Origin of the sequence: Bacillus sp. FSL K6-2944 (genome assembly GCF_038005385.1) — a bacterium.
Taxonomy (GTDB): Bacteria; Bacillota; Bacilli; order Bacillales; family Bacillaceae_G; genus Bacillus_A; species Bacillus_A cereus.
Map to the genome: position 1 here is coordinate 62,148 of NZ_JBBOTE010000003.1, position 13,116 is coordinate 75,263.

Sequence of the window (13,116 nt, forward strand, 5' to 3'; positions counted from 1 at the left end):
ACATGCTCTTTAGAATTTTTGTAACTACTCAGCTTCTTCAAATAAAAAAACAGGCCAAATACATGTTTCCGATTCGAAAACATGAAAAGAAAATACTCCAATCAGAGAAAGAATCTATGCCAAATAGAGAAATTCTCTTATGAAGTCGTGTTATTCCAAGGAACCGTTCTAGTTTCTATGACTTGGTTTATCGCTTGTAAGACCGATTGTTTTTGTTTTTTCATGGTACTCATAAAGCTTCGTATCTGACAAAAAGATTCTGCGCCTTTCTTACTTCGGAAAGTCCCAGACACTTTCTGTTTTACTTTCGTCATCCGAATATCCCGTTCTGCTTGATTGTTATCAAATGGAATGGCTGGATGTTCTAAAAACGCTAGAATTCTGTCAGAATACTTGACGAAGCGATTCCATAAATTTTGAGAAGGCGTCTGCTTTCCTTTCTTCTTTTGTTTCGTGGAAAGAATCTGTTGTTCTTTCAATATGGATTGATACATAATAAACAGATTCTTTTGCGTCGCTTTTGGCATGGTACCTTCGGATTGCTTTTTCATCGTCAACGCTTGCGTTAGAAATTTCTGCATCTGTTGTGCCCATTGTTCTCCAGTACTATCTATAATTCCTTGTAAATCTCGTAAGAGATGGGCATTACATAAAACGTGACGACAATCTGTATACGCATCATACGATTTCCAACCATCATGCATCGCAATTCCAGAAAAAGATGGCAAGATTTCTCCAGCATCCATTGCTTCTTTTCCACGTTTTTGATGAATATGTTGCAATGTCACCTCCGGTGTACTGGCAGTATGTAACCATTGTGTTTTGTTTTCTACACGCATACCAGTTTCATCAAAATGGACAACAGGAGACTGCAGAATCTTTTCCTTTACTTCTTTTATGAATGGCTGCAATTGAGAAGCGAAAGCCTGTGTATGATTTACCAGGGTTCCTTCGCTTATAGAATGTCCAAAACAATCCTGAAAGAATTCTTTTGTTCGCTTCAAAGAAATGCATTGATAATGCGTTAAATAGGGAATCAGTCTTTTTATATTTGGACCATATTGAACAGGACGAGATACTGTCGAAGGAAATTGGGCTTCTTGGATAGAATGGCAATGTGGGCATTCTTTCTGTTCTACTTTATGTTCTGTCACTTCGATCTGAATAGGTGGTAAGTCATACACTTGGCGAATGCGATACCCTTTTACAGGCTCGTGGTTCAAGGAAGTATGACAACAAGTACAATATGTAGGAGAATGTGTAATCGTATGATCTGGAGTCGCTGTCAAACCAAGAGTATGTCCCTTGTGGCCCAACTGGCCACCCGTTTGACGATGAGACGGTTTGCGCAAACTTTTTGTAACGGGCTTACCCAAACCATCTGTAGAAGGTGGCTTATGACTATTTTTGGAGTTTTTTTTTGAAGCATTTTCTAGTTCTTGTATACGTTTTTCTAACTTAGAAAATGTTTCTTCAAATAAAGAAATAACAGCTTCAGGTCCTTTTTTATATGTATCTAAAATAATTTTTCGATCGACCATAAGATTCACCTCCCCTGTTTGATATACTCAGTATTTACAAATGGGAGGCATATGAAACTAGTAAAATTTAAAAAAGACACCGAAAGGTGGCTGAGTAGTTACGAATTTTTAACAGTTGGTAAATATTTCTTCACTACATTACAGACAGAAAGGAATCGACAAATTATGAAAAAGTATCTTGCCGGTCTTGCGGCAGTGTCTGTAGCAGGAGGAGCAGCACCTACACTTGATAGTGTTCAAGCTGCACCTGAACAAAATACACAAAAAGCTGCTACAACTGTCCAAGCTTCTGCGTCAAACAACTCATCTTATACGGTAAACGCGAGCGTCTTACATGTTCGTGCGGGATCAAGCACTTCTCACGACATCATCTCACGCGTTTATAACGGTCAATCACTAAACGTGATTGGCGAAGAAAATGGTTGGTTCAAAATTAACATTAACGGAAAAACAGGCTTTGTTAGTGGCGAATTTGTATCAAAAAGTGGAGCAGCAAACAACAATGTAAGCACAGGTGGAAACAATAAAGTTACCGCTGATGTATTACGTGTACGTACAGCTCCTAACACTTCTAGTTCTGTTTCTGGACGTGTATATGCAGGACAAACATTAAACGTAATTGGACAAGAAAATGGTTGGGTGAAAATTAACCATAATGGACAAGTAGGTTATGTAAGTGGCGAATTCGTATCTGGCGTTTCTTCTACTGGGGGTTCTTCAAACAACAATACGAATAATAACAACCAAGAAGTAAAACCAGCAAGCGGAAACTATACAGTAAATGTATCTTCCCTTCGTGTTCGTACAGGTCCTAGCACTTCTCACACAACTGTAGGTTCTGTCAAAAAAGGACAAGTAGTACAAGTTGTTGGCGAAGTTCAAGATTGGTTCAAAATCAATTACGCAGGACAAACTGCTTATATAAGCAAAGACTACGTAACAAAAGGCGGTTCTAACGAAAACGTTACAGAAGGCAACAAACAAGAGCAAAACAATAATGGAACTATTCAAACTGGTGGTTCTTACGTAGTTAACGCTACATCTTTACGTGTTCGTACAGGCCCTGCCGCTTACCATAGTGTAATTGGTGGCGTTTTAAACGGTACAACATTAAACGTAGTTGGATCTGAAAACGGTTGGTTTAAGGTAAATTACCAAGGAAAAACAGGCTTTGTTAGCAGCGAATTTGTAAAATTCGTTAAAGGTGGCACTACTACTCCTGAGCAACCAAAACAACCTGAAAAACCTAACCAAGGTGCAATTGGTGACTACTACATTAATGCTTCTGCACTAAATGTACGTAGCGGCGAAGGTACAAATTATAGAATCATAGGCGCACTTCCACAAGGTCAGAAGGTTCAAGTAATCTCTGAAAACTCTGGATGGAGCAAAATTAACTACAACGGTCAAACTGGTTATATCGGAACACGTTACCTATCTAAAACACCAGTTGGAGGCGCAGTAGATAATAAGCCTAACAATAACCAAAATAACAATCAAAACAATAACAACAATAATAATACAGGTAATAATAGCGGCGACAGTTCTTCCGTACTTGCATACGCAAAATCAATGCAAGGTGTACCATACGTTTGGGGCGGAACTTCTGCTAACGGTGTTGACTGCAGTGGTTACATCTACCACGTATTTAAGAAATTTGGTCATAACATTAGCCGCCAAAGTGTTGCAGGATATTGGAGTAGCCTACCAAAAACTTCAAGTCCACAACCTGGTGACTTAATTTATTTCCAAAACACTTATAAATCTGGCCCTTCTCACATGGGTATTTACCTTGGGGGCGGATCATTTATCCAAGCTGGAGATAAAGGTGTAGCAATCGCTTCATTAAGTAACTCTTATTGGAAGAGCCACTTCTTAGGATACACGAAAGCACCTTAATTAATAGTTTCAAAGCCTTCTAGTTTACTAGAAGGCTTTTCGCTATGAGTTCAACATATTACTCCCTTTCCCCTAGCTTCCCTCTACAAAAATAATGTATCTATTCTTCCATTTCATACACTTTATTCTGCAAAAACAATCCATAACGTTATCATAATGTATATATTCCCATAAAAAACATAACCTATTTCATGTCTATTTATTTCATATGTGTTTTTTTGAAGAATTTTCTTTTTATTTAAACTTTTCATTAGACGTTTGACCTCCGATGTCCATTATGATAAGTTACTTAAGATGTTATATTCGTAAACGTATAGACAACTGGTTTATACACTGTTTTTACTATGAGGAAGGAGCATACACTGCATGAATCTTTTATGGGGAATTGGCGGCGTGATTGGAGTATTAGCAATTGCATTCTTACTATCTTCCAACCGCAAAGCTATTAATTGGCGCACAATTTTAATCGCGCTAGCATTACAAATGTCATTTTCATTTATCGTATTACGATGGGATGCTGGTAAAGCAGGTTTAAAACACGCTGCTGACGGTGTTCAAGGATTAATTAATTTTTCTTACGAGGGAATTAAGTTCGTTGCTGGGGATTTAGTCAACGCAAAAGGACCTTGGGGATTTGTATTCTTTATTCAAGCACTACTTCCAATCGTATTTATTAGTTCATTAGTAGCAATCTTATATCATTTTGGTATTATGCAGAAATTTGTTAGCGTCGTTGGTGGCGCATTAAGTAAACTTCTTGGAACTTCTAAAGCAGAAAGCTTAAACTCAGTAACGACTGTATTTTTAGGACAAACTGAAGCTCCAATTTTAATTAAACCTTACTTAGCACGTTTAACAAATAGTGAATTCTTCGCTATTATGGTAAGCGGTATGACAGCTGTTGCTGGATCTGTTCTCGTCGGTTATGCAGCAATGGGTATTCCGTTAGAGCACTTATTAGCGGCTGCAATAATGGCAGCTCCATCAAGCTTATTAATTGCGAAACTGATTATGCCTGAGACAGAAAAAGTAGATAATAACGTTGAACTTTCTACAGAACGTGAAGACGCAAACGTTATCGACGCAGCTGCACGCGGTGCATCTGAAGGTATGCAACTTGTTATTAACGTAGCAGCAATGTTAATGGCTTTCATCGCATTAATCGCTTTATTAAATGGATTATTAGGATTGATTGGTTCTCTGTTCGATATTAAACTTAGCCTTGATTTAATCTTCGGTTACTTATTATCACCATTTGCAATCTTAATCGGGGTTTCTCCTGGTGAAGCTGTACAAGCAGCAAGCTTTATTGGTCAAAAACTTGCAATCAACGAATTCGTTGCATACGCAAACTTAGGACCACACATGGCAGAGTTCTCTGACAAAACAAATCTAATTTTAACATTCGCAATCTGTGGATTCGCAAACTTCTCTTCTATCGCAATTCAATTAGGTGTAACAGGAACGCTAGCTCCTACTCGCCGTAAACAAATTGCACAATTAGGGATTAAAGCAGTTATCGCTGGTACATTAGCGAACTTCTTAAATGCAGCAGTTGCAGGTATGATGTTCCTATAAACTTATATAGAGTCTTCTCTTTCTACAAGAGGAGACTTTTTTCATGCAATCCAAATGTCTTTTATGCATCTATTAATCACTTTATGCCAAATATAAGAACATTATGATACAATAATGTTTAAGTCTTTTTATTTTTCTAATGAAAATAGAGATACTACTTGTTGTTGCCCTTCAAAAGAATGTAACGACATGGTCAATTTCTTAATAATTGCGCATACTACAAGTATCTATTGATGAAATAGCTTTAAGGAGGAAAGTTTTGTGAAAGATAAGTTCTATAAAATCCTCTCTATGTGGATTTTACAAATTGTATTTTATTTTACTACTGTACATGTGACGAAATATGAGCATGCTCTTATTTTTACAATAATATACGTAATCGTAAATGTACTATTCTTATTTTTAGCTGACAAAACAGCACTTGTTTTCTTCATACTAGGAACCATTATTTCCGTATTTTATTTGTTCTATCAAGCATGTCTTCATTTATGGAGTACATCAGATCAATGGCAATATATGATTATCCACTTCCTGATGGCAGCTAACTTCTTCATTGTATATATAACAACTCACCTATTGAAAAAAGTGATTCATGAAAATAAAACTTTAACTGAGCGTGTGAGAACGTTAGAACAATATATTGGAGAATCAAAATTACTAACAAGACAAGAATTCGAGAGACGCCAAGCATTATTAACAACTGCAATGAATCGTCGTAATGAAACAGGCGTTATCATTTACTTTGATTTCACTCCCTTTAGTAAATATACGAAGGAAAGTGTTATGGACCGTGTAGCTTCCTTATTAGTTGAAACGGTAAGGAATGATTTTGACCTTGCTGCTGAATATGATAATAATACGCTAGTTATTTTATTACAAAACACAAATGAAGCTGGTGCTGACATTGTAATGAACCGCCTAAAGCCAAAAATGGAGCAATGGCTTGCTGCTGAAGCAATCCGAGATATAAAAATTTCACGCGAGCAAATTGGAAACAAAGGACAGACACTGTTATGATGACTCTCGTTATACTTCTTTTATTCCTTCTGTTTTGCGTACTCGTTTTTTGGATTAGTATCACATTTTCAATTAAATATGTACTTATTTTTACGGCCTTTCTATTCTCTGGCTTACTCGTTTACTACTCTTTCTTAACAATCGCGGGCTTAATTCACCGAAATAGTAAACGAAAAGATCGTACATTAGACCATTATCCAAGCGTCGATATTTTCATACCTGCCCATAATGAAGGCGTCGTTATTAAAGATACTTTAGAGGCGATGGCGCAGATTGAATATCCAGGAAAACTAACTATTTATTTATTAAATGATAACTCTCAAGATGAAACACCTGAAATTGGCGATGATTTCGACAAAGCTTATGCTCATATTCGCCATATTCGTGTTCCACCCGGTGAACCGAAGGGTAAATCACGTGTACTAAACTACGGCCTTAGTATTTCAGATGGTGAATACTTCTGTGTGTACGATGCAGATAACCAGCCTGAACCACACGCACTGCGAATGCTTGTAGAACACGCTGAAACAACTGAAGATGCTGTTGGAGCTGTTGGACATGTTCGTACAGTAAATGAAAAGCGCAACTGGCTGACGCGAATGATTTCACTGGAATTTCAAATCTTCCAGCTCCTTATGCAATCTGGACGCTGGTTACTATTCCAAACAGGCTCACTGACAGGAACAAATATGCTTCTTCGTCGCTCCGCACTAGAAGAGCTTGGTGGCTATGACCCTTATGCAATTGCAGAAGATGCTGAATTAACATTAAGAATTACACAAAAAGGTTATCTCTTACCAATCGTCCCAGAATCAGTTACTTGGGAACAAGAACCAGAGCATTTAAAAATTCTTATTAAACAACGTACACGTTGGCTCCAAGGGAATTTATACATTTTAGAAAAAATGTTCTCATCATTAAGTTTCTTTAAAGGAAAACTTCTCGTCCATTCCTTACAACAAGTTCTAGTGTATGTTGTATTTTGGCTATTCCTAATCATTTCGAACGTTTGGTTTGTAATTGGGCTACTCGGGATATTCCAAATTCAATATAGCATCCCGCTACTATTTATGTGGTATGTCGCATATATTACATATGTTTCTCAATTATTTAGTGCCCAGAGTGTCGAACGAACCTTTACACCGACTAATATTTTTATTAGCGTTATTATGTACTTTACGTACGCACAGCTCTTTACGTACTTATTTATTCGTAGCTTAATCTTATACTTACGTGCAAAGAGCAAGAAACAAGTCATTGGCTGGGATAAGACAGTTCGATTCAAAAAAGAGAAATAATAACAATAAGCACAGAGCGCCGTATGCTCTGTGCTTATTTATTGCCGTATAAATTATATATCAGACAATACCCCTTAGCTGAAAGTAATTTCACGTCCATCCCCCAACGAACGATCGACCTTCATTTATATACGAAAAAGTGATTGCTATTTTTGTAGAACCAATTGCTTCTCTTGCTGTTCTTTGCGCGTTTCAGTCTTAGGTTCCGTGCTTTCTTGGACACTACGATGTGCCACACGTTTCAAACAAATATGCTTCCACTTTCTTTCGTAACGTTTCATTATTCTAGATGTCCCCCTTGAATGCGCTTTAAAACTATTTGAAATCGCTTACAGGAAATAATATAGCACATATATATAAACGTGACAACACATTTCCGACATATTTTTGACAAAAATACGAATAGAATTCGTAAGGTATCGAATATTGTCGAAACCTATCGTTTTTTCTTCGTATAAAAGGCATACTACTTATATGGTAAAGTATTTTATTTCCCCTACCCGCATTTCAAATTCCTTCTATATAAAGTGAAACTTTCATTAGCCATCACCAATCGTACTTTTACAGGCAAATAGAGAAATAAAAAAGAGCTGATATGAAATCAGCTCTTTTCCTTCTATTATTAATGACGCTTCATACGTCCTTCTTTTTGTAACTCTTTAAATAATGCTGCCATCATAAAGAAAATAACAAAGACGAACGGGAATGCTGCAATGATAGCTGCCGTTTGTAAGGCTTCTAATCCGCCAATATATAATAGCGTAGAAGCTATCGCGGCTAGAACGATACCCCAAATCATTTTAATACGATTGGGTGGGTTTAAACTACCATGTGTCGTTAACATCCCTAAAACGAATGTTGCAGAGTCTGCAGATGTAATAAAGAATGTTGCAATAAGTAAAATACCTAAAACTGATAAAGCTGATCCAAAGCTGCCCATCTGATCGAACATAGCGAATAATCCTACTTCTGTTCCCATTTCTTTCACTTTGTCGAAGATATGTGCATCACCAAACAGCTCCATATGAATACCAGTACCGCCGAACACAGAGAACCAAAGTGCACCAATTACGGTCGGCACAAGTAACACACCGATAACAAACTCACGAATCGTACGACCTCGTGAAACACGAGCAATAAACGTACCTACGAACGGTGACCACGCAATCCACCATGCCCAATAGAAAATTGTCCATGACTGAATCCATTGATTCCCACCTTCGTCTAATGGACTTAAACGGAAACTCATACTTGGCAATTCCTGAATATAAGAACCGATTGTTGAAGTGAAGTAATTCATAATAAAGTTTGTTGGACCTGCAAATAATACAATGATCATAAGTGCAAATGCAAAAATAATATTCGTATTACTTAAATATTTAATTCCTTTATCAAGACCTGTTTGCGCAGATAACATAAATAATACTGTTACGATTGCAATAATAACTAACTGAGTCGTTAATGAGTTCGGGATAGATGTTAAATAACTAACACCACCTGCAATTTGTTTCGCACCAAGACCTAATGACGTTGCAACACCAAATACAGTTGCGAAAACAGCTAACACATCAAATGAATGAGCAATACGCCCGTGTTCCCCGCCCTTAAATAACGGACCTACTGTCGCACTAATCGTACTTGCTTTTCCTTTTCTAAAAGTAAAGTAAGCAATACATAACGCTACAAACGCATATAGTCCCCAAGGATGTAATCCCCAATGGAAAAACGAAAAACGCAGTGCAAGGCGCGCACTTTCCTCAGTTGCACTATCTCCAAACGGAGGTGCGTATAAATGGTTTAATGGTTCGGCAACGCCCCAGAAAACTAAGCCAATACCCATACCAGCACTAAATAACATAGCAAACCATGTCATATAACTATAATCAGGTTCATCATCATCTTTACCTAAACGAATAGAACCGTATTTCGAAACAATTAAAAAGATAGACACACCTAAAATAATAGACACGGAAATAATATAAAACCACCCGAACTTACTAACTAATGCAGTTTGAATTGCGGTTGTTACATTTCCTAAGCTACCTTTTCCAATAATAGATTCGGGAATAATCCCCCAAATTGTAAATGCAATACATAATGTTAATGAAACGATGAATGTTTTTGTCAGTTTCCTCATCAAATCCCCCTTCGTAGGTTTCGCTTTTGTAAATAACATAAATTCCGATATGTAAAATCGGATAGAAAACTATAATTTTGCGGTGATTTTCTTACTTTCACCTTCACCAATTCGAATTCTTATAGACAGCCTTACCTTTCGTATAACTTTTTCACTCTGCAAGAGCTACAAGTTAGAAATACTGCTGTCAAATTGTGTGAGAAAAACGCGGATAGGAATGTATTTTCCTAAAAAAGGATGTGTTACATATGTAAAAAAGGGCAAAGTTCTTCCTTGCAACCCTTTCGTTTTGTAACAATTATGCGGTTTTTTTGCTAGTATATAGCACGTGTTTATAGCTTCACAAACAAAATGTTTATGTTTATATAACTATATTACCCATAAAACGGTAAAATACTCAAGGAATGTAATCGTTTAGTAAACATCATGTAACATTCCTGTAACATTTTTATTTACGTCGAAAAAAACATGTTGTATTAAATATTTTGAATATAACTAGAAACCTATGAGTCATATAGAATGAAAAACGCTTTCCTATATTTTTTGTTATATTACAGGATGTTAATGACTTATTACGAATGGTTTGTAATTGTGTGTTTTCCCCAAATCCGAAAAAATCTGTTGCTATAATGAGGACACGAAAACAAACGCAATGGAGGCTATCATGAAAAAATTAATTGGTATAGCAACAGCAGCAGTTTTTGGTCTTGGGATTTTCACATCATCTGCTAATGCAGAAACTGTTGTAACAACAGACGTACTAAACGTACGCGAAAACCCTACTACTGAATCAAAAGTTGTCGGTAAATTACTAAACGGTAATAAAATAGATGTTCAAAATACAGAGAACGGATGGTCAAAAATTACTTTAGACGGTAAAGACGCATTCGTAAGTGCAGAGTTCACAAAAAGCATCTACTACGTAACAGCTAACGTATTAAACGTACGTGCTGAAGCGAACACAAACTCAGAGGTTCTTGGAAAGTTGAAGAAAGACGATGTAATCGAAACAACGAACCAAGTACAAAATGAGTGGTTACAATTTGAATATAACGGGAAAACAGCTTATGTTCATGTTCCTTTCTTAACAGGTACAGCACCTGTAATTGAGAAACAAGAAACAACTGCTCCTGCTAAAGCTGCAGCTGCAGCACCAGCTAAGGCTCAAGCACCTGTAGCACAAGCAAAACCAGCTGCTAAGCCTGCTGTGAAAGCTGCTGAAACTAGCACACCATCTGGTGGTCGTGAGTTAACAGTTGTAGCTACAGCATATACAGCTCACCCGAGCGAAAACGGTGGCACATATGGCGGCCGTGTATTAACTGCAATGGGTCATGATTTAACTGCGAATCCAAACATGAAAATGATCGCTGTTGACCCGAAAGTAATCCCATTAGGATCTAAAGTATGGGTAGAAGGTTACGGAGAAGCTATCGCTGGAGATACTGGTGGTGCAATTAAAGGTAACCGTATTGATATCTTACTTGGATCAGATAGCGCTGCTCAAAAATGGGGACGCAAAACTGTTAAAGTGAAAATTTTAAAATAACCAATGACTGCTAAATTACAAGCCGGTTCTCTTTATTGAGAGCTGGCTTGTATTTATTTATAATACATATAAGGAGGCTACGCCCATGAATGTGCAAGCAAAAGTAGACTGGATTGGTACGCCAAAACCGTACATATATAAAGATGAAGTGACATATAACGCTACTTCTATTGATTTTTCACTCGCTGGCGATGATAACCGCTATAAGTTAATTGTGCTCAAGTCTGAAAACAATACACATTACAAAATTGTGCAATATGGAATAAAACCAGGCTCTCAAAAGCCATTTCCTATCGACATTCCATTTGAACAAAACATGTTACCAATTATAGAGCAAATATTACATGATCCATATGTACAAGCGATACTAAAGGAAACACACTCATAATTGTAAAAAAATATATCAACGATTTTTCAATTATATCTATCATAAATCGTAATATATCAACGATTTTTCGATTATATCTATCATAACTTACGATATATCAACGGTTCGACACGAAATATCGATTTAGCTACAAAAAAGAAGCTGTTCAAATATTGAACAGCTTCTCTCATATTAACGAGTTGGACCAGATACATCTTCTGATTTCAACGTATTATTTGCACCAAGAGAATGATACAACATCTTTCCATTTCCATTCACAGTTACAATATGTTCGTTATTAAAACTTTTGAACTTCACAGATCCATCACCGTAACGAATATGGTACTCTTCATATGTCGTTACTTTATATTTCGTAGTACTTTGACGCTCTACATTACGAACTTCCATTGTTAATAAGTCTTCTGTAATTCCTTTTTTGTGTAAATACTGTATATAATCACGGTCTTCCTTATACGATTTCCCGCTCTTATCATAATTATTTTCAATTAAACTAAAATCATTTAATGAAATTGCACGTACGTTATCATAAATATGATTTCTTACAAATTCGCCCACTGCTGAACTTGATGTTTCTTTCGGGAATTTTAAGTAATATGTGCTTTGGTCTCCAATTTTAACACTTTCAGATTTCATCACACCAAGATCAGTAGTTTTCTCTAAATGTACTTCTACTGTTTCATCTGTGGATACAGGGCCAAGCTTATAACTTCCATAATTTAATTTTCCACGTTTTTTCCCATTCACAAATACAGTTGCATCACTTTCATCAGAAGAAATGCTTACATACTTGCCTTCAAGCGATAAATCCACTTTCACCTTCTCGCTCTGTTCATCCGCTAAATCTACTTCTTTCTCTGTTTCTAATTCAGTAAGTTCTGTCTTCGCCGTTGCCTTTACAACATATGTACCTGGGAAGTATGGCCCCAACTCTTTCGAAGTTTTATCACTAGAAAGCTCTGCTTCTTTTTTGTCATTCACATATATTTCTGCATTTTTTGCAGTTGTACTAACGCTCATATAATAAGATTTCATGCTGAACTTATACTTTGGATATAAGAACCACTCTTTTCCCTCTTCTACTATTTCCCCGTCCTTAAATGAAGATTTATCTTTTGTTAACTTTTGATCTACTGTCTCTTTCTGTAAATAAGACAGTAATTGTTTGTTGTAAGAAGGATTCTCTTTTAAATAACGCATGTACGCTTTAAGATCCTCTGTCTTAATCTTTAAGCTTGAATCATTTGCTTTTACAAACTCATCAATTGCATTAATATCTTTCTTTTGGAATGCTTCAATCATTACATTTACTTGCTTTTCTTTTGAAAACTTATATGCTCCAAATTTATATGCCCCAAATAATAATGCAGCAATAATGGCAAAACCAATGATTACAAATAAATTTTTCTTACTTTTCACTGGTTTTGTCTCGGTTTGTAATTCTGTATATGAAGCAGCAGTGTTATCAACGATTACTTCTACTTTACTCCCACACTCAGGACAAAAGTTCAAATGGTCTGCAACATTCTTTTTACATGTTCCACAAAACTTCAACGTGCTCTCCTCCTATTTTTTAGCTAATTTCATTCCAGCAAATGCTGCTACATATGTCACAATCAAGCTAAACAAAGTTAAATATATAGTAACTACTCAGCCACCTTTCGGTGTCTTTTTTAAATTTTACTAGTTTCATATGCCTCCCATTTGTAAAT

At 36.4% G+C, this 13,116-nt stretch carries 9 protein-coding genes; 6 read left to right on the forward strand and 3 right to left on the reverse strand.

Features of this window, described 5'->3' with window-relative positions:
- Window positions 1-137: 137 nt before the first annotated feature.
- Window positions 138-1,541: an IS66 family transposase gene (gene tnpC / locus MHH55_RS26855; protein WP_100910632.1), complete on the reverse strand. Its 1,404-nt coding sequence runs from the start codon at window positions 1,539-1,541 to the stop codon at window positions 138-140.
- A gap of 165 nt (window positions 1,542-1,706) precedes the next feature.
- On the opposite strand from tnpC, the gene MHH55_RS26860 reads away from it, so the two are divergent.
- The 4 genes from MHH55_RS26860 to MHH55_RS26875 all read left to right on the forward strand — a co-directional run bounded on the left by MHH55_RS26860 (window position 1,707) and on the right by MHH55_RS26875 (window position 7,333).
- Window positions 1,707-3,440 carry a C40 family peptidase gene (locus MHH55_RS26860; RefSeq protein WP_075676757.1) on the forward strand — a complete coding sequence of 578 codons (1,734 nt, stop codon included), beginning with the start codon at window positions 1,707-1,709 and terminating at the stop codon, window positions 3,438-3,440.
- A 366-nt stretch (window positions 3,441-3,806) separates the two neighbouring features.
- A complete protein-coding gene (locus MHH55_RS26865; protein WP_001051015.1) occupies window positions 3,807-5,018 on the forward strand; it encodes a NupC/NupG family nucleoside CNT transporter in 1,212 nt (403 codons plus the stop codon).
- 261 nt (window positions 5,019-5,279) lie between these two features.
- Complete coding sequence (locus tag MHH55_RS26870; RefSeq protein ID WP_078187559.1) at window positions 5,280-6,035, forward strand: diguanylate cyclase; 756 nt, start codon at window positions 5,280-5,282, stop codon at window positions 6,033-6,035.
- Window positions 6,032-7,333, forward strand: a complete 1,302-nt coding sequence (locus MHH55_RS26875) for a glycosyltransferase family 2 protein (protein ID WP_000988746.1) — start codon at window positions 6,032-6,034, stop codon at window positions 7,331-7,333. The genes MHH55_RS26870 and MHH55_RS26875 overlap by 4 nt, the downstream gene beginning before the upstream one ends.
- A gap of 622 nt (window positions 7,334-7,955) precedes the next feature.
- Here MHH55_RS26875 and opuD read toward each other — a convergent pair.
- Entirely contained in the window at window positions 7,956-9,470 is a 1,515-nt protein-coding gene (opuD, locus tag MHH55_RS26880) for a glycine betaine transporter OpuD (RefSeq protein ID WP_001229103.1), read from the reverse strand.
- Window positions 9,471-10,134: 664 nt separating this feature from the next.
- Here opuD and MHH55_RS26885 point away from each other — a divergent pair.
- Together MHH55_RS26885 and MHH55_RS26890 are read left to right on the forward strand one after the other, a co-directional pair.
- Window positions 10,135-11,019 (forward strand): cell wall-binding protein EntA, encoded by an 885-nt coding sequence (locus MHH55_RS26885; RefSeq protein WP_000733325.1) that lies wholly within the window; start codon window positions 10,135-10,137, stop codon window positions 11,017-11,019.
- A gap of 85 nt (window positions 11,020-11,104) precedes the next feature.
- Complete coding sequence (locus MHH55_RS26890) at window positions 11,105-11,407, forward strand: DUF3910 family protein (protein ID WP_001102539.1); 303 nt, start codon at window positions 11,105-11,107, stop codon at window positions 11,405-11,407.
- 171 nt (window positions 11,408-11,578) lie between these two features.
- Here MHH55_RS26890 and MHH55_RS26895 read toward each other — a convergent pair whose 3' ends face one another.
- On the reverse strand, window positions 11,579-12,958 hold the full coding sequence (locus MHH55_RS26895) for a zinc ribbon domain-containing protein (RefSeq protein ID WP_078187560.1): 1,380 nt from the start codon (window positions 12,956-12,958) through the stop codon (window positions 11,579-11,581).
- Window positions 12,959-13,116: the final 158 nt, after the last annotated feature.

Excerpts from the sequence above, each read along its gene's own strand:
- tnpC (WP_100910632.1), bottom strand. The coding sequence starts at position 1,541 with ATGGTCGATCGAAAAATTATTTTAGATACATATAAAAAAGGACCTGAA.
- MHH55_RS26860 (WP_075676757.1), top strand. The coding sequence starts at position 1,707 with ATGAAAAAGTATCTTGCCGGTCTTGCGGCAGTGTCTGTAGCAGGAGGA.
- MHH55_RS26865 (WP_001051015.1), top strand. The coding sequence starts at position 3,807 with ATGAATCTTTTATGGGGAATTGGCGGCGTGATTGGAGTATTAGCAATT.
- MHH55_RS26875 (WP_000988746.1), top strand. The coding sequence starts at position 6,032 with ATGATGACTCTCGTTATACTTCTTTTATTCCTTCTGTTTTGCGTACTC.
- opuD (WP_001229103.1), bottom strand. The coding sequence starts at position 9,470 with ATGAGGAAACTGACAAAAACATTCATCGTTTCATTAACATTATGTATT.
- MHH55_RS26885 (WP_000733325.1), top strand. The coding sequence starts at position 10,135 with ATGAAAAAATTAATTGGTATAGCAACAGCAGCAGTTTTTGGTCTTGGG.
- MHH55_RS26890 (WP_001102539.1), top strand. The coding sequence starts at position 11,105 with ATGAATGTGCAAGCAAAAGTAGACTGGATTGGTACGCCAAAACCGTAC.